Annotated in this window: 19 protein-coding genes; 11 read left to right on the top strand and 8 right to left on the bottom strand. The window is 66.2% G+C overall.

Features of this window, described 5'->3' with window-relative positions; translation table 11 throughout:
* The first annotated feature begins 15 nt into the window (after window positions 1-15).
* The 3 genes from yidC to RMP08_RS00920 are packed head-to-tail and all read left to right on the top strand — an operon-like array spanning window position 16 to window position 3,064.
* Complete coding sequence (gene yidC / locus RMP08_RS00930) at window positions 16-1,752, top strand: membrane protein insertase YidC (RefSeq protein ID WP_310467067.1); 1,737 nt, start codon at window positions 16-18, stop codon at window positions 1,750-1,752.
* Window positions 1,749-2,390, top strand: a complete 642-nt coding sequence (gene yihA, locus RMP08_RS00925) for a ribosome biogenesis GTP-binding protein YihA/YsxC (RefSeq protein WP_310467066.1) — start codon at window positions 1,749-1,751, stop codon at window positions 2,388-2,390. Before yidC ends, yihA begins: the two co-directional genes overlap by 4 nt.
* Before the next feature lie 11 nt (window positions 2,391-2,401).
* Window positions 2,402-3,064 (top strand): glutathione S-transferase family protein, encoded by a 663-nt coding sequence (locus RMP08_RS00920; protein WP_310467065.1) that lies wholly within the window; start codon window positions 2,402-2,404, stop codon window positions 3,062-3,064.
* 60 nt (window positions 3,065-3,124) lie between these two features.
* Here the strand turns inward: RMP08_RS00920 and RMP08_RS00915 are convergent, their stop codons facing one another.
* Entirely contained in the window at window positions 3,125-3,583 is a 459-nt protein-coding gene (locus RMP08_RS00915) for a cupin domain-containing protein (protein WP_310467064.1), read from the bottom strand.
* A 36-nt stretch (window positions 3,584-3,619) separates the two neighbouring features.
* Here RMP08_RS00915 and dapE point away from each other — a divergent pair, with 36 nt between their 5' ends.
* Window positions 3,620-4,744: a succinyl-diaminopimelate desuccinylase gene (dapE, locus tag RMP08_RS00910; RefSeq protein WP_310467063.1), complete on the top strand. Its 1,125-nt coding sequence runs from the start codon at window positions 3,620-3,622 to the stop codon at window positions 4,742-4,744.
* Between the two features lie 48 nt (window positions 4,745-4,792).
* Here dapE and RMP08_RS00905 read toward each other — a convergent pair whose 3' ends face one another.
* From RMP08_RS00905 to RMP08_RS00885, 5 genes are all read right to left on the bottom strand, one after another.
* Window positions 4,793-7,861, bottom strand: coding sequence for an EAL domain-containing protein (locus RMP08_RS00905; protein WP_310467062.1), 3,069 nt, complete (start codon window positions 7,859-7,861; stop codon window positions 4,793-4,795).
* A 119-nt stretch (window positions 7,862-7,980) separates the two neighbouring features.
* A complete protein-coding gene (locus RMP08_RS00900) occupies window positions 7,981-9,684 on the bottom strand; it encodes an EAL domain-containing protein (RefSeq protein ID WP_310467061.1) in 1,704 nt (567 codons plus the stop codon).
* An 88-nt stretch (window positions 9,685-9,772) separates the two neighbouring features.
* Entirely contained in the window at window positions 9,773-10,315 is a 543-nt protein-coding gene (locus RMP08_RS00895) for a Smr/MutS family protein (protein ID WP_310467059.1), read from the bottom strand.
* The gene (locus RMP08_RS00890; RefSeq protein WP_409049755.1) at window positions 10,296-11,492 is read right to left on the bottom strand and encodes a murein transglycosylase A; all 1,197 of its coding nucleotides are present in this window, start codon (window positions 11,490-11,492) and stop codon (window positions 10,296-10,298) included. Before RMP08_RS00890 ends, RMP08_RS00895 begins: the two co-directional genes overlap by 20 nt.
* The gene (locus RMP08_RS00885; protein ID WP_310467056.1) at window positions 11,489-12,142 is read right to left on the bottom strand and encodes a Tim44/TimA family putative adaptor protein; all 654 of its coding nucleotides are present in this window, start codon (window positions 12,140-12,142) and stop codon (window positions 11,489-11,491) included. The genes RMP08_RS00890 and RMP08_RS00885 overlap by 4 nt, the downstream gene beginning before the upstream one ends.
* Window positions 12,143-12,360: 218 nt before the next feature.
* On the opposite strand from RMP08_RS00885, the gene secB reads away from it, so the two are divergent.
* From secB to RMP08_RS00860, 5 genes are all read left to right on the top strand, one after another.
* Window positions 12,361-12,909 carry a protein-export chaperone SecB gene (gene secB / locus RMP08_RS00880; protein ID WP_310467055.1) on the top strand — a complete coding sequence of 183 codons (549 nt, stop codon included), beginning with the start codon at window positions 12,361-12,363 and terminating at the stop codon, window positions 12,907-12,909.
* 19 nt (window positions 12,910-12,928) lie between these two features.
* Window positions 12,929-14,482 (top strand): murein biosynthesis integral membrane protein MurJ, encoded by a 1,554-nt coding sequence (gene murJ / locus RMP08_RS00875; RefSeq protein ID WP_310467054.1) that lies wholly within the window; start codon window positions 12,929-12,931, stop codon window positions 14,480-14,482.
* The gene (gene trpS, locus RMP08_RS00870) at window positions 14,479-15,486 is read left to right on the top strand and encodes a tryptophan--tRNA ligase (RefSeq protein ID WP_310467053.1); all 1,008 of its coding nucleotides are present in this window, start codon (window positions 14,479-14,481) and stop codon (window positions 15,484-15,486) included. Before murJ ends, trpS begins: the two co-directional genes overlap by 4 nt.
* Before the next feature lie 69 nt (window positions 15,487-15,555).
* Window positions 15,556-16,284, top strand: a complete 729-nt coding sequence (locus RMP08_RS00865; protein WP_310467052.1) for a DUF4136 domain-containing protein — start codon at window positions 15,556-15,558, stop codon at window positions 16,282-16,284.
* 816 nt (window positions 16,285-17,100) lie between these two features.
* Entirely contained in the window at window positions 17,101-18,618 is a 1,518-nt protein-coding gene (locus RMP08_RS00860; protein ID WP_310467051.1) for a calcium-binding protein, read from the top strand.
* A gap of 37 nt (window positions 18,619-18,655) precedes the next feature.
* Here the strand turns inward: RMP08_RS00860 and RMP08_RS00855 are convergent, their stop codons facing one another.
* Window positions 18,656-19,786 carry a GAF domain-containing protein gene (locus RMP08_RS00855; protein ID WP_310467050.1) on the bottom strand — a complete coding sequence of 377 codons (1,131 nt, stop codon included), beginning with the start codon at window positions 19,784-19,786 and terminating at the stop codon, window positions 18,656-18,658.
* Between the two features lie 246 nt (window positions 19,787-20,032).
* On the opposite strand from RMP08_RS00855, the gene RMP08_RS00850 reads away from it, so the two are divergent.
* On the top strand, window positions 20,033-20,770 hold the full coding sequence (locus tag RMP08_RS00850) for an SDR family NAD(P)-dependent oxidoreductase (protein WP_310467049.1): 738 nt from the start codon (window positions 20,033-20,035) through the stop codon (window positions 20,768-20,770).
* Between the two features lie 11 nt (window positions 20,771-20,781).
* Complete coding sequence (locus RMP08_RS00845) at window positions 20,782-21,381, top strand: 2-hydroxychromene-2-carboxylate isomerase (protein ID WP_310467048.1); 600 nt, start codon at window positions 20,782-20,784, stop codon at window positions 21,379-21,381.
* 57 nt (window positions 21,382-21,438) lie between these two features.
* On the opposite strand, the gene RMP08_RS00840 is transcribed toward RMP08_RS00845, so the two are convergent.
* Window positions 21,439-21,801, bottom strand: a 363-nt coding sequence (locus RMP08_RS00840; RefSeq protein ID WP_310467047.1) for a helix-turn-helix domain-containing protein, incomplete at its 5' end; no start/stop codon positions are given.

The raw sequence follows: 21,801 nt of genomic DNA, 5'->3' as shown, positions 1-21,801 counted from the left end.
GAGGATCCTCAGCAGTTGAACGACACCCGCAACATGATCCTCGCCGTCGTGCTCAGCGCGATGGTGCTGCTCGGCTGGAGCTATGTCTCCGAATATTTCCTGCCCGCCCCCCCGCCGACGGCGGCGACGGCCGACAATGGGCAGTCCGGGCCGCTGCCGCCGACCACAGCAGATACCGCCCCGGGCGCCACAGTAACGCCGGCCGGGCCGGCCGCGCTGCGCACCCGCGCCCAGGTGCTCGGCGAAGGCCCGCGGGTGCGGATCGACACGCCGAGCCTCAAGGGCTCGATCAACCTGCGCGGCGCGCGGCTCGACGATCTCGTGCTGGTGCGCGAGCGGCAGGAGATCGCTGACAACTCGCCGGCGGTGCGGCTGCTGTCGCCGGCCGGCGCGCGCGGCGCCTATTTCGCCAGTTTCGGGTGGAGCGGGCAAGGCGGCGTTGCGGCGCCCCCGGCCGACGCTGTGTGGACCGCCAGCGCGCCGGTGCTGACGCCGCAGCGTCCGGTCACGCTGGGCTGGGCGAGCCCGACCGGCCAGCGCTTCGAGCTGATCGTGTCGGTCGACGACAATTACCTGTTCACGGTGCGCCAGCGGGTCGCCAACACCAGTGCGAACACCATCGCGGTGCGGCCGTACGGGCTGGTCAGCCGGGCGGCGCAATCCGAAGACCCCGACGGCTGGACGATGCATGTCGGGCCGATGGCCTATTTCAACGGCGCGGCCAATTATGATGTCGACTGGGACGACCTCGACGAGGCGGGCGCATCCGGCCAGCGTTTCGACAGCCGCGGCGGGTGGCTCGGCTTCACCGAGAAATACTGGCTGACCGCTCTGGCCCCGGCGCCGGGCGCGTCGATCGCCGCCAGCTTCCGCCGCGCGCCGGGCGGCGCCTACCAGGCCGATTACGCCGGCGCCCCGATCATCGTCGCGCCGGGCACCGCGGTATCGAGCGAAGTGCGCTTGTTCGCCGGCGCCAAGGAGAAGAAACTGCTCGACCGCTACGAAGCGGCGGGCATCCCCAAGCTGTCGAAGGCGATCGACTGGGGCTGGTTCGAATGGTTCATGCGGCCGATTTTCGACCTGCTCAACTGGCTGTTCAAGACCACTGGCAATTTCGGCGTGGCGATCATCTGCCTGACGTTCATCGTGCGGCTGCTGATGTTCCCGATCGCGCAGAAGCAGTTCCAGTCGATGGCCGCGATGCGCAAGATCCAGCCCAAGCTGAAGGCGGTGCAGGAGCGCTACAAGGACGACAAGGCGCGCCAGCAGCAGGAAATCCTCAAGCTCTACCAGACCGAGAAGATCAATCCCGCCGCGGGCTGCCTGCCGATCCTGCTCCAGATCCCGATCTTCTATGCGCTGTACAAGGTGCTGATGGTGGCGGTCGAAATGCGCCACCAGCCGTTCGCGTTGTGGATCAAGGACTTGTCCGCGCCCGATCCGCTGACCCCGCTCAACCTGTTCGGGCTGCTCGACTTCACTCCGCCCGGCTTCCTCGCCATCGGCGTGCTGCCGATCCTGCTCGGCATCACGATGTGGATGCAGTTCAAGTTGAACCCGCAGCAGATGGACCCGATGCAGCAGCAGATCTTCGCGATCATGCCGTGGGTGCTGATGTTCGTCATGGCGCCGTTCGCCAGCGGGCTGCAATTGTACTGGGTGACGAGCAATATCCTGACCATCGCCCAGCAATGGTGGCTGTACCGCCGCTTCGGGCTGCACCTCAGCGACACCCACCCGGTCAAGACGTGAGGGCCGCGGCGGACAGCGTGCAGGAGCGCGCGCGGAAATTGTTCGCGGGGCCGATCGAGTTTCTGAAGTCGGCGCCCGAATTGAAGTTCCTGCCCGACCCGACGCTGCCCGAGATCGCGTTCGCCGGGCGCTCCAACGTTGGCAAGAGCACGCTGCTCAACGCGCTGACCAACCGCAAGGCGCTGGCGCGCACCTCGAACACGCCGGGGCGGACGCAGGAGCTCAATTTCTTCGACGTCGGGCGGCCGGCGAAGATCCGCCTGGTGGACATGCCGGGCTATGGCTTCGCCGACGCGCCCAAGGACCTGGTCAAGCGCTGGCGCTTCCTCGTCAACGACTATCTGCGCGGGCGGCAGGTGTTGAAACGCGCGCTGGTGCTGATTGATTCGCGCCACGGGCTGAAGCCGGTCGACGAGGAGGTGATGGCGATGCTCGACGCCGCGGCGGTCAGCTATCATTTGGTGCTGACCAAGGCCGACAAGATCAAGCCAACCGTGCTGGCCGAGGTGCTCGCGGCGACCGCGGTGGACGCCGCCAAGCATCCCGCTGCGCATCCGACGATCTTCACCACCTCGAGCGAAACCGGCGACGGGATCGCGGAGTTGCGGACGGCGGTGCTCGACGCCGCGACCACCTAGGAGTTCGAACCTTGCTCAAGCTGATCATCGGCAACCGCGCTTACTCGAGCTGGTCGATGCGTGGCTGGCTGGCGCTGAAAGCGTCGGGCGAAGAGTTCGAGGAATTCGTGGTGCCGTTGTTCGACGCCGAGTGGGACGAGCGGCGCCAGGGCGACGAGTTTGCGCCGTCGCTGGGCAAGGTGCCGATCCTGTGGGACGGGGACTGCGTGGTGTGGGACAGCCTCGCCATCATCGAATTCCTCGCCGACCGCGTGGGGCGCGAAAAGTATTGGCCCGCGGACGACGCGGCGCGCGGCATGGCGCGTTCGATGGCGGCCGAGATGCACTCGGGTTTTGCCAACCTCCGGCGCGAGTTGCCGATGAATGTGCGCAAGAGCTTTCCGCCCAAGGAACTCAGCGACGAGGTGCGCGAGGAAATCGACCGCATCATGCAATTATGGGCGCAGGCCCGCGCGCGCTTCGGCAGCGGCGGCGATTTCCTGTTCGGCACCTGGAGCGCGGCGGACATGACGTTCGCCCCGGTGGTGACGCGCTTCATCACCTACGGCGTGCCGGTGCCGCCATTCGCCGCGCTGTACGTCAAGGCGGTGCTGGGCCACCCCCATGTTGCGGCGTGGATCGACGCCGCCCAGGACGAGCCGTGGGTCATCGAGCAATATGAGAATGCGGCTTAGTTTTTCGGGTCGAAGCTCGAAAAGTCCCCCTCCGTCAGCCTGCGGCTGCCACCTCCCCCGCTAAAGCGAGGGAGGATAAGGCGTGCCGTCTTTGTGGGTGTAGATGCCTTCGGGGGTGAAGCGCATGTCGATGTCGCTGTAGCCGCCGCCGATGTTGGTGCCGCCGCCGAACGCGAGGAAGCGGCACGGCGCCTCGCTTTCGTTGATCAAATGGTGGCCGTTGGTCGAGCCCTTGGGCCAGGCGGCCATGTCGCCGGCGCGCAGCGTCACGCGGCCGTCGTTCTCGACCAGCACCGCCTCACCTTCGAGCATCACCACGAACTCGTCCTCGCCGTCGTGCCAGTGGCGCTGGCTCGACCAGGCGCCGGGCTCGAGCGTGACCTCGCTGACGCCGAAGTCGGTGAGGCCGGTGGCGGGGGCAAGGCGGCGCTGGTGGCGACCGGCGACCGGCAGGTTGAACGGCGGCGGGTAGCCGGTGCGGTTGGTCTGCTCAATCGCCGCCAGGTCAATCTTGGGCATGGTGCAACTCCACATTTCCTTTGCTAGGCGAGACCCATGTCGATCGACCCCATCGCGCTTGCCAGCGCCCTAATCAACTGCCCCAGCATCACCCCCGCGCAGGGGCCAGTGTTCGACGTGCTCGAGGACGCGCTCACGCCGCTCGGCTTTACCGTCCATCGGTTTACTCTGGGCGAGGCACCTGACGGGCCGACCGAGAACATGGTCGCGATCCGCGGCGAGGGCGCGCCGCACTTCGGGTTTGCCGGGCATCTCGATGTCGTGCCGCCCGGCGACGGGTGGAGCGGCAATGCTTTTTCGGCGCGGATCGAGGACGGCCGGCTGGTCGGGCGCGGCGCCAACGACATGAAGGGCGCCATCGCGGCTTATGTCGCGGCACTGTCGCGGGCCGAGCAGAAACAGGGCACTGCCTCGCTGCTGATCACCGGCGACGAGGAAGGCTATGCCACCTTCGGCACGCCGCGCATCATCGACTGGCTCAATGACAAGGGCATCCGGCCCGACATGATCCTGATCGGCGAGCCGACCTCGAACGAGGTGCTCGGCGACACCGTCAAGATCGGTCGCCGAGGCTCGGTCAACATGTGGATCGAGGTGCCCGGCACCCAAGGCCACGTCGCCTACCCGCACCGCGCCGACAATCCGATCCCGCCGTTGGCGCGGGTGGTCGCGGCGCTCGATGCGATCCACCTCGATGACGGCACCGACGCCTTCCCGCCGTCCAACCTCGAATTCACCGCGATCTCGACCCCGACCCACGCCAGCAACGTCATTCCCGGCACTGGCACCGCGCAGCTCAACATCCGCTTCAACAATCTGCAGCGCGGCGCCGACCTGGTGGCGATGGTCGAGGAGGTCGCGGCGCGCGAGGCGCCCGGCGCCAAGGTCACCGCGAGAATCTCGGGCGAGGCGTTTTTGACGCCGCCGGGCAGGCTATTCGACGTGGTGGTAGAGGCGATCGAGGAGGAAACCGGCCGCAAACCCGAGCTGTCGACCAGCGGCGGCACCTCAGACGGCCGCTTCCTCATCGCCTTGTGCCCGGTGGTCGATTTCGGCCTGCCCAACGCGACCATGCACAAGGTCGACGAAAGCGCCGCGGTCGAAGACATCCACGCTTTGTCGCGGATCTATGAGCGGGTGGTGGCGAAGGTGCTGGGCTAGCAGCCCGATGGCGGTGACGGTGGAACGCTGCCGCCTGCCGTTGCTGGCTCAGTTGTTCGGTTGAGTGAACTTCTTGACGATGGTCTTCATCTCTTTGGCCATGTTGAACGAGTGCTTGTAACTCTCGACGTTGCAGAAGCGCAGATCGTCGATTTCGACGTCATCGAGGCCGGCCTTAACCCTCGCGGTGTCCCAGCTGGTCGAGAACGACCGGTATGGCTTGTGCGTCGCCGGGTTGACGATGAGGTAAGGGCAATCCTCCCACCGCGGTAGTTTGCCGATGACGTCCATGGCTTCCTGCGACAGCTGGACCCGCCGGTCCTTGCCCGCCTTGGGCGACGGAATGACCCAAATGCGTTGTTCGAGGTCGAGCTGATCCCAGCGCGCCTCGAGCAGATCGCGTTGCCGGACGCCGGTCAGGATCAGCAAGGCGACGATAAACTTGAGCTGCGGGTTGGCGCTTGCTTCGGCGGCCTCCTGAAGCTGGCAAATCTCGTCGCTGGTCAACGGTCGTTCGTGAAGGTCGCGGCTCGGCTGGCTGGTCCAGTTGGCGAGGCTATCGCCTGGCTCGCCCTGTGCCGAGCCCATCAACTGGCCCATGATGCCCTGCAGCCGGCTGAGCGCCGATGGAGCAAGGTCCTGTTCGGCCCGCTCGGCGGCCAGCCATTGCGTAATCGCCGTTGGCGCAATGTCGTCCGGGCGCAGGTGACCGAACTTGGGCAGGATGTGTTTCTTCACAAGTTGCAAGTCACCAGCCCGCTGGTCCGCGTCGGAGATCCCATCGAGGTATTGTGCGGCCAATGTGGCGAGGGTTGGCGCGGTCTCGTCCTCGGGCGAAGCTGCCGCCGGCTGCCGGCCGCCAGCTGGCGGTTCTGCACCGGATTCAGCGGGGTCCGGCGCGGCGATGCCGAGTTTCGCGCGAAGGGATTCCATCAGCGCCGCATTGTCGGGCGGAGGAGCCTGCGGCGCGTCAGCCGCGCCCAGCTGAGGCAATCCCGCTTTTTGCAGCGTGTAAGGAGAAACCGGGTTGGGCGTGAGCAATCCCCCCCGGCCATCGCTGACCAGGCGCTGTTCGAAAACGATGCCTTGCTGATGATTGCGCGAGCGCACGATGCGGGCAAAGACCAGGTGGCCTTCTCCAAAATCGATGATCAAATGGCTTTCGCACGGAACGTCGTCGAGGCCTTCCACCAAGGCGCCGGTTTCGGAAAGATTGCGGATCAGGACGTAGCGGTAATGGTTGCCGAAGATCGCGCGGACCTTGCGGTAGAGCGAAAGCCGCTCGCTGCGCTGTTGGGCCGGGCCGGACGGCGAGATCACCCATTCGCCGCTGGCGAGCCGCTCAATCAGCTCGTCGGAGGCGATGGCAGGGCTGTAGATGAAGCCCTGGACGTGGCTGACCCGCAGTCGCTGGATGAGGTCGAGCTGGTCGTGGGACTCGATCCCTTCGGCGGTCGTTTCCATGCCCAATGCGTCGGCCAACGCAACGATTGCCGCGATGATCGCGCTGTTGCGGGATTCCGGCAGGGTCGCGGCGCGGACGAAGCTCTGGTCGATCTTGATCTTGTCGAACGGCGCCGTCCTGAGGTAGCCGAGGGACGAATAGCCCGTCCCGAAATCGTCGAGCGCAAGCCGAACGCCGATCTGCTTTAGCTCGGTGAACACAGTATCGGCCGCAGCGCCGTCGCTCAGAAACACACCTTCGGTGATTTCCAGTTCGAGACGGTCGGGAGTCAGCCCGGCCGACGCCAGTGCCGAGGTCACGATCGCCGGCAAGGAGCCGTTGGCAAACTGCATCGGCGAGACATTGACCGCGACCGTCATGGTGCCGGGCCAGGTCGCGGCATCTTCACACGCCTTGCGCAACACCCACTCGCCGAGCGCGCCGATCAGATTCGCTTCTTCGGCAATCGGAATGAACACCGCCGGTGAAATCGACCCGCGGTCGGGGTGATGCCATCGGACGAGAGCTTCCACACCCGTTGTGAGGTTGGTTCGGGCGTTGACGATCGGCTGGTAAAAAACGTGCATCTCGCCCTTGGCGAGGGCATCGCGGAGGTCATCCTCGAGGGCCCGGCGGTCTTCCGCATCCTGCAGCAGTTCGCTCGAGTAAAAGCTGACGCATCCCCGACCGCTGTCCTTGGCCGCGTACAGCGCGAGGTCCGCGTTGCGGATGAGATCGTCGCTGCTGCATCCCTCGGCGGGGCTGACCGCAACGCCGATCGACGCACCGATGATGCAGCGGCTGCCTTCAACCGAGTAAGGCTGCGACAGGCTGGTGATGATCCGGGTCCCAAGCTCGTGGATTGCCTCGCGGTCGTCGCCGTTGCGCAAGATCACCTGGAATTCGTCGCCGCCGAGGCGGAAGATGCGCTCCTTGTCGCCGACGATCCTCAACAGCCGGTCGGCAACCTGCGTCAGCAGGGCGTCGCCGGCAGGATGGCCCAGCGTGTCGTTGACCTGCTTGAAGCGATCGAGATCAAGCATCAGCACGGCGCATGGCCGCTTGTGGATCTTGAGCCGCTTCAACTCGGCGTCGAGCACTTGGGCCGCGCGCAACCGGTTGGGCAGGCCGGTCAACGAATCGTACATTGCCAGCCGCGAGGTATGCTCGGACGACTTGCGCTGCTCGGTGATGTCGACGCCGTTGCCGCGGAAGCCGGCGAACTGACCATGGGCGTCGTACTGCGGGGTCCCCGAAACCGACCACAAATGGGTGTCCGGCGAGTCCGTGGCGCGCACCACGATGTTTTCGAACTTGGACTGCCGGGTCAGCATGAACGGCAGGTTGCGACCGGCCCCGAAGCCTTCGTCTCCCTTGAGGAAGAGGTCGGCGAACGGGGTGCCGATAAGCCTGGCGGGTTGCGCCGCCAGCACCGGCGCGATCCGCGTGGTCAGATAGGTCAGGCGGCCGTCCTTGTCGGTCGCCCAGAACCAGCCCTGGCCCGAATCCTCATAGGCCTTCAAGATCAGCGACGCTTCCAGCGGGTTCAGCGATGCGCCTGAAACAGGCCAATTGGCGAACTCCCGCACGTGCTCCGGCGGAGTGCGATCGAACTCATTGTCACGATCGACCGGTGCGGCTTTTCCGCTCTGCCAGAAACCGATCTTGCCCATTACGCAACAACTCTCGTTGGATCCCAAATACATCCATATCGGACTGTGCTTACGGAACCGTGAAAGCGGGGGGTGCCAAGTGAACAGCCGTCAGCGCGCGCGGCCGCGCGGCCGCCGGCCTAGGCCACCGAACTCTGCGCGCCGCGCTCCGCATTGCTGACCCAGGCAAGATATTCGGCTTCGAACATCGGCTGGGCGAACACGAAGCCCTGGACGGTGTGGCACCCCATCGCGCGCAGGATATCGGCCTGGCCGACGCTTTCGACAGCCTCGGCGACGATCTCGCAGCCGACGCCGCGGATCAGATGCACGACCGCCTGGACGATGACACGCGCCTGGTCCGAGGTCTCGATTTCGGCGATCAGCGACGGGTCGAGCTTGACGCGGTCCAACGGCAGCGTGCGCAGCCGCGCGATGTTCGAGTAGCCGGTGCCGAAATCGTCGATCGAGATCATCGCACCGTCTTTGCGCAGCGAACGGATTTCGGCGACCACCGCGTCGCTCGCTTCCATCGCGGCGCTTTCGGTGAACTCCAGCTCAATCAGGGACAACGGCACGTCATGGTCGGCGAACGATTGGCGCAGGCGAATGAAGAAGTCGGCGCGGTCGAGCTGGCGCGGGCTGACGTTGAAGGCGAGCCGCCGCGCGACCCCTGCGCGTTGCCAGTTGCCGAGCATGGCGGCGACGTCGGTGATCACCCATTCACCGATCTCGGCGATCAGCCCGGTGCGTTCGGCCACGGGGATGAAGCTGTCGGGCTGGCGCAGGCCGTCGCGCGGGTGGTTCCAGCGCAGCAGCGCCTCGGCGCCGACTATCTCGCCGCTGACCAGGCTCAATTGCGGCTGGAGCGCGAGCACGAATTCGCCGCGCTGGACCGCCTCGGTGAGCGCCTTCTCGGTGTCCATCTTGTCCTGGTGCTCGGCCGCCAGTTCATCGTTGAACAGGCAGTGGCGGCCGCCGCCGCGCGATTTGGCGCGGTACATGGCGATGTCCGCGGACCGCATCAGGCTTTCGATGCTGGTGCCGTGGTCGGGGCTGATCGAAACGCCGATCGAGGCGCCGATGTCGACGCTATGGCCGTACAGCTCGAACGGTTCGGAGATCGCCAGAGCAACGCGGCGGGCAACCCGCTCGATCTCGTGCGTCGAAATAATCTGCGGGAAGAACATGGTGAACTCGTCGCCGGCCAGCCGGGCCAGCAACGGCCGGCGGCGGGGCGCTTCGTTCATTTCGGCGGTGACCACCACCCGCAGGCGGTTGGCGACCATGATCAGCAATTGGTCGCCGCGCGCGTGGCCGAGGCTGTCGTTGACCATCTTGAAGCGGTCGAGATCGACGAACAGCATCGCCGAGCGCGAGCCCGGCGGCGCTGCGGCCAGCAATTTGTCCGCCTCGGCACGGAAATGGAGGCGGTTGGGAAGCGAGGTGACCGGGTCGTACATGCCCAGCGCATGGGCGTTGTCGATCGACGCGCGGACCTCGGCGAACAGGGTATCGACGGCTGCGGCGAGCTTGGGCATCGCCTGGCGGACCGACGCCGGCGCGGGCGAGACGAGGTCGCCGTCCTCGACCGCCATCAGCCGGTCGCCGAGCGCGGCGAGGGCCCGCGCGCTCTCGCTGTTGGGGCGCTCGGACGCGATGTAGCTGATCAGCAGGCAGAACGCGCCGGCGATCAGCGAGGCGAGGATCTGCTCGTTGAGCTCGGTGATGTAGAGGAACGCCGCCAGCGAAAAGATGAACGACGCGAAGCCCGCCGCGCCCGACAGGATCGCGTTGCTGATTTTCTGGGCCGTGCCTTCTTTCATCGGTGGTTGGTTTTTCACCCCGCCGGGCGGCCATGCCCGCCCCTGCATCGGCAATTAAACGGGATCGGTTAAGAAAGCGTGGAGTGAACGACCCTTCCGCCAAGGCTCAGCGGCGGCGCAAAATGATGTACAGGCTGCCGCCCCCGCCGTGGCGGCGATGGGCCCCGCGCACCGCGGCGATTTTACCGGCGTGGCGCGACACCGCGAGCCAGTCGTGGACCGCGGCGCGGATGCGGCCGCGCTCGACCGGCGGCTCGCCGGCGCGGGCATGGCCGGTGATCAGCAACAGGACCCGGTCTCCGCACGCTATCGCCGCCTCGAGCGCGCGGTCGATGGCGAACCAGGCGCGGTCGAGGTCGTGGCCGTGAAGGTCGAGGATGCGGTCGGGCTCGATGCTGCCGGCCTTGAGGCGGCGGTCCCAGCCGCCGTCGAGGGTCGTGCCGGGGCGCGGCGGTGACGGCGGTTTTGCAGCAATGCGTGGCGGCGGCCCTTTGAGCTTGCGCGGCTGCGTGGCTGCTACGGGCGGCTCGGACTTGACTTCAACCCCTTGCGATTGCTCGGCTTTCTTGAGCGGCGTGCGCGACAGCGGGCGGATGGTTGCGGTCACCCGCGCCCATAATTCGCTTTCGTCAGGGCTGAGCGGTCGCACGCGCCGCCACCCCTTTGGGCAGCAGGATCAGCGCCTGTCCCGACGCGGACATTCCGCCGGCGATCTGGGTCGCGTCGGGGCCGGCGCCCCAGAAGGTGTCGAAGCGGTTGGCGCCCTTGATCGCGCCGCCGGTGTCCTGCGCCACCCACAGGCCGTTGGCTTCGGGCCGGTCGAGGGTGAGGAAGACCGGCGCGCCGAGCGGCACGAACAAAGGATCGGTGGCGACCGTCACGCGCGGCGTCACCGCGACCTCCATCGCGCCGAGCGGACCCGGGCCGGTCAGCTCGCGAAAGAAGATGTACGACAGGTTTTCGCGCATCAGCGCGCGGCCGGCCTCGGGGTTGGCGCGCATCCAGGCGACGATGTCCTGCATCTTGGCGCCGCCCTCGGGCAGCACGCCGCGCTCACGCAGGCGGCGGCCGATCGCGACATATTCGCGGCCATTCTGGTTATCGTAGCCGATCCGCATCACGCTGCCGTCGGCCATGCGGACGCGGCCCGAGCCCTGGATGTGGAGGAAGAACAATTCGATCGGGTCGGCCGCCCAGGCCAGCTCGAGGCCCCTGCCCGCCAGCGCTCCGTCCTCGATCTCGGCGCGGGTGAAGTAGAGCACGCACTGGCCGCTGGCGTCGATCCGCCCGCGCCCGGTCTGGCCGTCGGCGCGGGTGCAGCGGATGAGGTCGGGCGGGGTGCGGTAGATCGGCACTTCGGCGCCGGGCGAGCGGACCCGCGCGCCGGCCAGCTCGGGCTCGTAATAGCCGGTTGCGAACGCCTCGCCGGCGCCGACCCGGACCCAGTCGAAGCGGGTGCGGAAGAATGCCGTAGCGGCGGCGCCGGCCGGCACGCTGCGCGCCTCGGCGCACACCCCGGCCCAATCGGCGCCATTGGCGAGGCCGGACTTGTCGGGGCGGCGCTGCATCGCGGCGCAGCTGGCGCGGAACGCGGCCAGCGCGCGTGACGCCATGACGTCATCGATTGGCGGCGGCGCGACCACGGTAACGCCGGCGGCGCGGGCGTTGGCGGGGGGCGGCGGAGCCGGCGGCGGCGGCGGGACTGGCACCGGCACCGGCACCGGGGTCACGGGCGGGGGCGGGGCGGGCGGCGCGGCGGGGCGCGTCGCGCATGCCGCCAGCAAAGCGAAGGATGCGAGCGCGAGCGCCCTTGTTACGCCCCTCACTCTTCCTCGTCGGTCTCGATCAGCAGCCAGTTGGGATCGCTCGAGGCGATGTCGCGGCGGAACGTCCACAGGTCGCGCGTCTGCACCGCGTCGCTGAGCGAGCCGGCGACCACTTCGCCCTCGGCATTGCGGGTGACCGCGGCGATGTCGGCCTCGAAGCGCAAAGTGACGGTGGCGACGGTGCGCTCGAGTGCGGCTTCCGCGATCAGCGCCTGCTCGACCACTACCAGCCGGTTGTCGAGCACCAGCCCGTCCTTGGCGCGCGCGGCGACGGCGTCGGCGAAGGTCTGGTAGACATTGTCGTCGACCAGCGGGCGCAGCGTGTCGAGCTCGCCCTTCCAATAGGCCTCGAGGATCATGCGGTAGGCCGCCTTGCCGCCCTCGATGAAGCGGCCGACGTCGAACGCCGGGTCGGCGGCGAGGATGGCGCGGACGCCGGGGCCGGCGGTCGGGAGATAGGCCATGTCGCCGGGGTCGTTGCCGGCCGGCGGGGCGAACGCGGCGGGATGCGGGCGCGGCTCGACCACCGCGTCGGGATCGGCCGGCTTGAGGATCGGCTGCTGCTCATGCCCGGTGCGCTCGCCGAGCACGCTGTACAGGCGCAGCCCGATGAACACCGCGACCAGAGCGAGGATGATGATGACGGTCAAGCGAGCGATTCCGATCCTGTTGCAATCACCGAGGCAGTTGCGCCCAACATAGTGCGACGGCGCGCGAGTTCAAAGCCCGTCCGCCGCGCTCCGGCGCACGCGCGCGGCATTGCACCCCGTCGGGACCGCTGCTAGGCGCGCAATCAGCCGAACGCACCCGGTTCGATCCGGGTCCGGACACATCCGAAACACCATCTGAAACGAAAAGCGAAGCGACCATGGCCGATCAGGATTCCATCACCCCGGGCAACGGCTCGGGCGACCAGAACGACGCGCCGCAGGCGGCGACGCTGGCGCAGTATATCAAGGACTTGTCGGTCGAAAGTCCAAGCTCGCCACAGGTCTTCCAGTGGCAGGAGCAGCCCCAGCTCGACGTCTCGTTCAACCTCAACGTCGAAAAGATCGCCGACGAGGTGCACGAGGTGGTGATGAAGGTCGAAGTGTCGGCGCGCTCCGAAAGCGGCGTCCATTTCGTGGTCGATTTGAGCTACGGCGGGCTGTTCGGCCTGCGCAACATCCCGGAGGAGGCGCTGCCGCCGTTCCTGCTGGTCGAGGCGCCGCGCCTGCTGTTCCCGTTCGCCCGCCAGATCCTCGCCGACGCCACCCAGCAGGCGGGTTTCCCGCCGCTGCTGCTCGACCCGATCGACTTCGGCGCGGCCTATATGGCGCAGCTCGAGACCGCCCAGGCGGCGAGCGCGGCCAATGGCGGCGGATCGTCGAACGGCGATGGCGAAACCCCGCCGCCGGAACCCGAGGGCAACGCTTGACCCCAGGCGGACCCAGCCGATGAACCTGCTCAAGGCGACCGGCACGATTGGCGGGCTGACCATGGTCAGCCGCGTGCTCGGCTTCGCCCGCGACATGATCGGCAGCCGGATGCTCGGCGCGAGCCACGCCAACGACGCCTTCAACCTCGCCTTCCTGCTGCCCAACATTTTCCGCCGGTTGTTCGCGGAAGGGGCATTTTCGTCGGGCTTCGTGCCGCTGTTCAGCCGCCGCCTGGAATCGGGCGGTCACGAGGATGCGCAGGCCTTTTCCAACGAAATCCTCGCGGTGTTCATGCCGGCGCTGCTTCTGGTCACAGTGATCTTCGAGATCGCCATGCCCGGCGTGCTGTGGCTGGTCGCGTCGAGCTATGCCGAAACGCCCGGAAAGTTCGAGCTGGCGGTCGAGCTGACGCGCTGGACCTTCCCTTATCTGCTGTTCATCAGCCTGGTCGCCTTGCTGTCGGGCGTGCTCAATTCGCTGACCCGGTTCGCGGTCGCGGCGTTTGCCCCTGCCCTGCTCAACATCGCTTTGATCATCGCGCTGCTGGTGTCGCCGCCGGGCAATGCGGCGACGGTCAAGGCGATGGCAATCGCGGTGCTCGCCGGCGGCATCGCGCAATTCCTGCTGTGCTGGTTCGCGGTGCGCCAGGCGGGCGTGAAGCTGCATTTCGGGCGGCCAAGGATGACCCCGGCGGTACGCGAGCTAATCGTGCTCATCCTACCCGCCACCGCGGCCGCGGGCGTCTATCAGATCAGCCAATTGTTCTACGGTTACTTCTCGACCCGGCTGGGCGAAGGCGCGCTGACCAACTTGAGCTACGCCGACCGCCTCAACCAATTGCCGCTGTCGATCATCGGCACCGCGCTCGGGGTCGCCATCCTGCCCTCGATCAGCCAGGCGATCGAACGCAAAGACGAGGCCGGCGCCGCCGACGTCCAGGCTCGCGCATTCGACCTCGCGATGCTGCTGACCCTGCCCGCGACGCTCGCGCTGGTGGTCGCGGCGGGGCCGATCATCGGCGCCTTGTTCCAGGGCGGCGAGTATAGCGTCGCCGACGCGCGGACGACGGGCAACATCCTCGCCATCCTCGTCACCGGGCTGCCCGCTTATGTGCTGGTCAAGGTGCTGACCCCGGCGTTCTACGCGCGCAAGAACGTCAAGACCCCGGTGCAGATCGCGATGGGCATATTGCTGCTAAGCATCCCCGCCAACTTCCTGCTGATCCCCGAGATCGGCATCTACAGCCTGGCGACCGTGACGTCGGCCGGGGCGTGGATCAATTTTTCCCTGTTGTTCGTGATCCTTTACGCCAAGGGCCATTTCCGCCTGCCGCCATGGCTGGTCAGCCGCGTCGCGCGGCAATTGGTGGCGGCGCTGGCGATGGCGGCCGCTTTGTATTTCCTGCGCGAGGCGCTCGGCGGGCTGTTCTTCGGCGGAGTGATCGAGCGGGTCATCGGGCTAGGCGCGATCGTCGGGGTCGGCGGGCTGGTCTACTTCGGCGTCGCGCTGGCGATCGGCGGCGTCGACCGCCAGGCGCTCGCCACGCTGCGCCGCAAGAGGGCACCGAAATGAGAGTCGTGTCGGGCATCCAGCCGACCGGCGACCTCCACCTCGGCAATCTGCTCGGGGCGATCCTGCGCTGGGTGCGCATGCAGGACGAGGCCGAATGCCTGTTCTTTCTCGCCGACCTTCATGCGCTGACCGTAGATGTCGATCCAACCCAGCTGCGTGCCAACGTGCGCGAGATGGCGGCGGCGCTGATCGCCAGCGGGATCGACCCCGCAAAATCGATCCTGTTCGCCCACAGCGCGGTGCCGGCGCATGCCGAGCTGGCGTGGGTGCTCGAGTGCACCGCGCGGATGGGCTGGCTCAACCGCATGACCCAGTTCAAGGACAAGTCGGGCAAGAACAAGGAAGGCGCGTCGGTCGGGCTGTTCGCCTACCCGGTGCTGCAGGCGGCGGACATATTGCTGTACCGCGCGACGCATGTCCCGGTCGGCGAGGACCAGAAGCAGCATGTCGAGCTGGCGCGCGACATCGCGGTCAAGTTCAACACCGATTTCGACAACGAATTGTTCGTACCCCCCGAACCGTTCATCGGCGGCGGCAGCGCGGCGCGGGTGATGTCGTTGCGCGACGGCTCGGCGAAAATGTCCAAGTCCGACCCGTCGGACATGAGCCGGATCAATTTGACCGACAGCGACGACGTCATCGCGCAAAAAATCCGCAAGGCGAAGACCGACCCCAAGCCGATCCCGGGCGATCCGGCGTTGCTCGACGGGCGGCCCGAGGCGAAGAACCTCGCGGGGATTTTCGCGGCGGTGTCGGGCGAGAGCGTCGAGCAGGTGCTGGCGCGGTTCGAGGGCCAGGGGTTCGGCGCGTTCAAGCCAGCGCTGGCCGATGCGCTGATCGCGATGCTGAGCCCGATCCGCGCCCGGCTGATTGCGCTGCGCGAAGACCCCGCCGCGATCGATGCCCATCTCGCCGCCGGCGCCGCGCAGGCGGCCAAGCTCGCCGCGCCGACCATCGCCGCCGCCTACCGCGCGGTCGGTTTAACCCACGCCAGCAACGCTTAATCGACAGTTCAGCCCGTTCGGCGCTATAAGCGACCGGATATCCACGGAAATTTCCGAGTCGAGGGCGTCATGAACAGAATCACCAAAGTCGCCGGCGCGATCCTGATCGGCGCCGCCGCGGTCGGCCTTTCCGGCTGCGCCACCGGGCTGCCGGCCAAGGTCACGCGCTATTCGCAGCTCCCCGCGCCGGCCGGCCAGAGCTTCTACGTGGTCCCGGCCGACGGCGGCCCGGGCGGCCTCGAGTTCGGCCGCTACGCCACCCTCGTGTCGCAGGCGCTGCAGTCGCAGGGCTACGCGCCCGCCGGGGCGCCGCAGCTGGCGACGATGCTGGTCCGCGTCGGCTACGGGGTCGACGAGGGCAAGCGCGAATATACGCAGGATCCGTTCGCCCGCTCTTATTATTCGAACTCGTTCTACCGCGGCTATTACGACCCGTTCTACCGCGGCTATTTCGGCCGGCCCTACTGGTCGCGCTACGGCTATTGGGGATCGCGCTCGCCGTTCTATTACGGATGGGACGACCCGTTCTGGTATAATTCGCCGTACGGCGGCTACGGCGGTTACGGCGGCTATGGCGGCGGCGGGATCCGCAGCTACACCGTGTACAAGAGCTTCCTCGACCTCGACATCGTGCGCCGGGCGGACAATCTCTCGCTGTTCGAGGGCCGCGCCAAGGCGCGCAGCCAGACCGACGAACTCGGCGTGCTGGTGCCGAACCTGATCGAGGCGATGTTCACCGGCTTCCCCGGGCGCAACGGCGAGACGGTCAAGATCACGGTCCCCGCGCGCAAGAGCTAGGCGCCGCCGATCGCGGAAACATCAGGCCCGTCCGGAGCGATCCGGGCGGGCCTTTTCGCGCTTAAAGTCCTTATTGTCCCGTACCCGGCGACCATTTTTGTGACTTTACGCAGGTGAAGCGGGGGCGGAAGTTGCAGTAGCTGGTGGGATCAACCGCTTGAAAGAGCCTCGAAACGACTCGGGCAAGCCAGTGTCTCACAGAATTTCTAATGTAGGACAGCGAAATCTGCGGGCTGTGGAGATTTGGTGGGAACCGGACATTGGCGACACGTCAATGAGATCGACCAGTCACAAAATTTCGGCGGCGCCTGAACGGGTTGACTCCCAGTAGCCAGGGGGGCAGCCTGAAGCGAATGGCCGCATCGCGGGGAGGCCTGAGCACGCCTCAGGTGAAGTCTTCCACGCGAATTGCACAGCGGCCGTTGAGATGGCGAGCACTCGCCGGTGGGGGACACTGCCATGGCAACGCTCTATTTCCAGACCGGTATAGACATGCGGACCTTCGCCGCCTTCGATCAAGATGGCATTGGCCTGGGCAGCGCAACGACCAGTTCCACTCAAGTCGTTGTTGACTACCCAACATCCCACGACAGATTCCTGACGATGGATGGAACTGGTTTGGGAGATTTCAGCGATAATTTGCCGACGACCGGGACGGTGCAATCGTGGTCCTACGGAAATTGGGTTCGGGAATATGACCCGGAGTTGCCAACCGGCTTTTTCTGGTACCGAGAGCCTGTCGGGCAATTCTTTGGCATGTCCGTTCCGGCAGCGGATTTTTCTGCCGCTGTTCTCAATGGAACATTGCCGAGCATCATGCCGACGGTGTTGGCGGGCGCCGACCAGATATCGGGGAGTTTCGAAGACGATTACCTGCTCAGTTACGGCGGCGACGATGAGCTCTCGGGCTTCGCGGGCAACGATACGCTTGACGGCGGTGCTGGCGCCGACACGATGTCCGGCGGTACCGGGCACGACAATTATTATGTCGACGATTCCAGCGACCAGGTAATCGAGACGGGATCGGCGCCGATTGACGGCATGGACGCGGTATACACGAGCCTTGGCGCCTACGCGCTGACGGACAACGTGGAGTATTTGCGCGGTACGTCCGCCACGGGCCAAACGCTGACCGGCAATGCGCTCGCCAATGAAATAACGGGCAATGCTGGTGCTGACACGCTCGACGGTAGCACGGGCGCGGACGCCATGTACGGCGGCGCCGGGGCCGACATTTATTACGCGGACAATGCCGGCGACCGCGCTTACGAATCCGCGGTGGCCGGGATCGACCGCGTCAACAGCTCGGTCTCGTTTCTGCTCGGCGCCAACGTCGAAGACCTGACCCTGACCGGGACCGCTGCCATCAACGGCTTCGGCAACAGCCAAAACAACGTCATGTTCGGCAACAGCGGCAACAACGTCCTTAACGGCAGCCTCGGCGCGGACACCATGAATGGCGGCGGCGGCAACGACACTTATTATGTCGACAATGCCGGCGACCGCGCGATCGAGGCCAGCGCGGCGGGCGGCGCCGACCGCGTGTTCAGCTCGGTCTCGTTCTTGCTCGGCGCCAACGTCGAAGACCTGACCCTGACCGGGACCGCCGCGATCAACGGCTTCGGCAACACCCTCAACAACGTAATGGTCGGCAACAGCGGCAACAACGTCCTCAACGGCAGCCTCGGCGCGGACATCATGAACGGCGCGGGCGGCAATGACACTTATTATGTCGACAATCTCGGCGACCGCGCGATCGAGGCGAGCGTGGCGGGGGGCATCGACCGCGTCTACAGCTCGGTCAGCTTCGCGCTCGGCAACTACGTGGATGATCTGACGCTGACCGGGGCGCTCGCCGCCAACGGGATCGGCAACAGCCTGAACAACAGCATCGCCGGCAATAGCGGCAGCAACATTCTCAATGGTGGCGCCGGCAATGACAGCCTTAACGGCGGGGCAGGTGCCGACCAGCTCTATGGCGGGCCGGGCCACGACAGCCTGACCGGCGGCACCGGCGCCGACCGTTTCATCTTCAACGCCACGCTCAACGCCGCCACCAACCTCGACATCATCCTCGACTTTTCCGTGGTCGACGACACCATCGTGCTCGACCAGACGATCTTCGGGGCGTTGCCGTCGAGCGGCACGCTAGCGCCGGCCGCGTTCCATATCGGAACCGCGGCGCACGACGCCGACGATCGCATCATCTACGACACGACGACCGGGCGCATCTATTACGATGCCGACGGCAACGGCGCCGGCGCGCAGGTGCTGTTCGCCCAGATCGGCGCCGGCTTCGCCCTCACCAACGCGGACTTCTTAATGGTGCCGTAAGACGGCTTAGCGTCGGCTTTGGGTCGAACGCAGACCCTTAATGGCTGGCGTCGGCACCGGGCAGAACGCGGGCGCTACCCTCAGTGGGGAATTTAACGGTTATGCACGCCCCGCTACCGTGCGTACCTTGTCCCGCGTCGAGCGTGCCTCGGAGTTGTTTCACGAGCGTCAAGATCACTCGCATTCCTAACCCAGCGGTTTTGGCATGCGGGTCAAAATTCGCCGGTAGGCCCGTTCCCTCATCGCAGACAATAAGCTCGTTGGTGTTGGGCGATGCGCGAAACTGCACGAAAATTTTTCCTGCGCCATGCTTCGCGGCGTTGGTAATGAGCTCATTCGCGATCAGTCCAATTGGTTGGATTGACGTTGCGGGAACCATCTCCTCGTCGCCCTCCACTACAATTTCCCGATCGAGGATGGAGGCAAGGTCGTCACAGAGACGGCGCAGGAAAGCCAAGCAGGATACCTCGGCCGCTGCATCTGCGTAAAAATTGCGGTGGACCTGCGCAACGGCTGCAACACGATTGGCAGCGAGTTCAAGGTGGGACGCGGCCTCTCCGATTCCGGGTGATCGGCTCTGCATAGCAAGCAGGCCGGAAACGAACTGCAGGCTATTCATGACGCGGTGATCGATTTCCTTGGCCATCAGATTTGCTCTGCCGACCGCGCTCCGGGATGCGAGCCCGAGCTCGAGCTGGTCCATCACGACTGAAGCCAAATCCTGCAGGTCCTCAATTTGATCATCGTTGATGGGGCGCGGCTCCTTATCGATTACGCACAACGTGCCCAAGTTGTGACCATCGCTCGTAGTGAGCGGAACAGCAGCGTAGAAACGAAGACCGAAGTCTCCGGCAACGAGCGGGTTCGCTAACGCACGTGGGTCCTTGCGCGCGTCCTCGATAAGGTAGGGCGTGTGACCCAGAATGGCCGACGCGCATAATCCAGGCTCACGGTCGATCTGCTCTACCGGCAGGCCGTGATGCGACTTGAACCAGATGCGGTCCTCATCGACAATGCTGATGATTGCGATCGGAACCCCGAACCTACGTGCTGCAAGCGCCGTGATGCGATCGAAGGCGCCATCCGGCGGACTGTCGAGAATGTCGTAACGCCGAACCGCGGCGATCCGCGATTCTTCGTTGGTCGACGACCCGTCGGCGTTCGGCATGGGACTGCAACCTCGATGAAAAGCCGCTCCAGCGACTTCGCATGTCATTGGACGCGTCGACATCACATGTCGACCGAATCCGGAAAACTACTGTCCGCTTTGGGCCGAAAGCGGACATAAGCTCCCCCTACCCGCAATTGCGGACAGCACCCTGCATGCGATGGCTCCGGCGCGCGCTTGCGTTGAGGCCCGCCTTTCATTCTCCTCCCGCCGGGTTAAGTTGCAAATGCGGACTGGGAGACAGTGGTGGCTGATCATCGCGGCAGCGTGGCGATTGTCGGGGCGGGGGATTTTATCGGGGCGGCGATCGCTCGGCGGTTTGCCGCGGAGGGGTTCCACGTTCATGGCGGGCGGCGGCAGGGGGACAAGCTCGATGCCTTGCGCGACGAGATCGCGGCGGCTGGGGGGCGGTTTAGCAGGCATTCGCTCGACGCGCGCAGCGAAGAGGGGATCGCGGCGTTCCTCGACGCGGCCGACGCTGACGCCCCGCTCGAGCTGTGCATTTTCAACATCGGCGCCAACGTCAATTTTCCGCTGCTCGAGACGACCGAAAGAGTGTTTCGCAAGGTGTGGGAGATGGCCTGCTACGCGGGGTTCTTGACCGGGCGCGAGGCGGCGCGGCGGATGCTGGCGCACGGCGGCGGGTCGATCTTTTTCACCGGCGCCACCGCCAGCCTGCGCGGGGGCAGCGGCTATGCCGCGTTCGCCTCGGCCAAGGCGGGCTTGCGCGCCGCGGCGCAGTCGATGGCGCGTGAGCTGGGTCCGCAGAACATCCATGTCGCGCACCTGGTGATCGACGCCGGGGTCGACACCGCCTGGGTGCGCGAGCGGATCGCCGAGGCCAAGGGGGCGGATGCGGAGGTGGCGGCGGACAGTCTGGTCGACCCCGCGTCGATCGCCGAGGCCTATTGGCAACTGCACCGCCAGCCGCGCGACGCGTGGACGCATGAGCTCGATCTTCGGCCATTCGCCGAGCATTGGTAGGAGCAGCACCGATGGACGCGACTTTCTATTTCGATGTCGGTAGCCCCAATGCCTATCTCGCGCACCGCGTGGTGCCGGGGATCGAGCAGCGCACGGGGGCGCGGTTCGACTATGTGCCGGTGCTGCTCGGCGGGCTGTTCAAGGCGACCGGCAACCAGTCGCCGCTCACCGCTTATGCCGCGATCCCGGCCAAGCTGGCGTATGAGGGGCGCGAGATCGAGCGCTTCGTCGCGCGGCACGGGCTGGCGGCGTTTCGCTTCAACCCGCATTTCCCGATCAATACTTTGGGGTTGATGCGCGGGGCGGTGGCGGCGGGGGTGCTCGATGTGTTCGAGCCCTATGTCGAGGCGGTGTTCGTGGCGATGTGGGAAGACGGGCGCGACATGGCGGACGCGGCGGTGGTGGCGGAGGTGCTCGGCGCGGCGGGGTTGCCGGCGGCGGAGCTGCTCGCGCTGGCGCAGGACGATGGTGTCAAGGCGGGGTTGGCGGCGAATACGCAGCGGGCGGTGGAGGACGGGGTGTTCGGGGTGCCGAGCTTTGTCGTCGGGGGCGAGCTGTATTTCGGGAAGGACCGGTTGGGGCAGGTTGAGGAGGCTTTGCTGGGGTCGTGAGTCCCCCCTCCGTCAGCGCTTCGCGCTGCCACCTCCCCCTTCTGAAGGGGGAGGGTTTTAGCCTTCGAGCTGTCTGGTCAGGAGGCGGATGTCGGCGTCCAGCTCGGCGTCGCACGCGCGCAGGCGCTCGATCTGCTTGACCGCGTGGATCACCGTGGTGTGGTCGCGCCCGCCGAAGCGGCGGCCGATGTCGGGCAGCGATTTGGGGGTCAGTTGCTTGGACAGATACATCGCGACCTGGCGCGGGCGGGCGACCTCGCGCGCGCGCCGCGCCGACGTCATCTCGGCCTTGCGGATCTTGAAATGCTCGGCGACCTGGGTCTGGATTTCGTCGATCGAAATGCGGCGCTGGTTGGCGCGCAGAACGTTGGCGAGGACTTCCTCGACGAACGCGACGTCGATCGGGCGGCCGGTCATCAT

Origin of the sequence: Sphingomonas sp. (assembly GCF_031426035.1) — a bacterium.
In the GTDB taxonomy this organism is placed as follows: Bacteria; Pseudomonadota; Alphaproteobacteria; order Sphingomonadales; family Sphingomonadaceae; genus Sphingomicrobium.
Note: the sequence above shows the minus strand (reverse complement) of the source record. Positions and strands in the feature narration are given on the sequence as shown.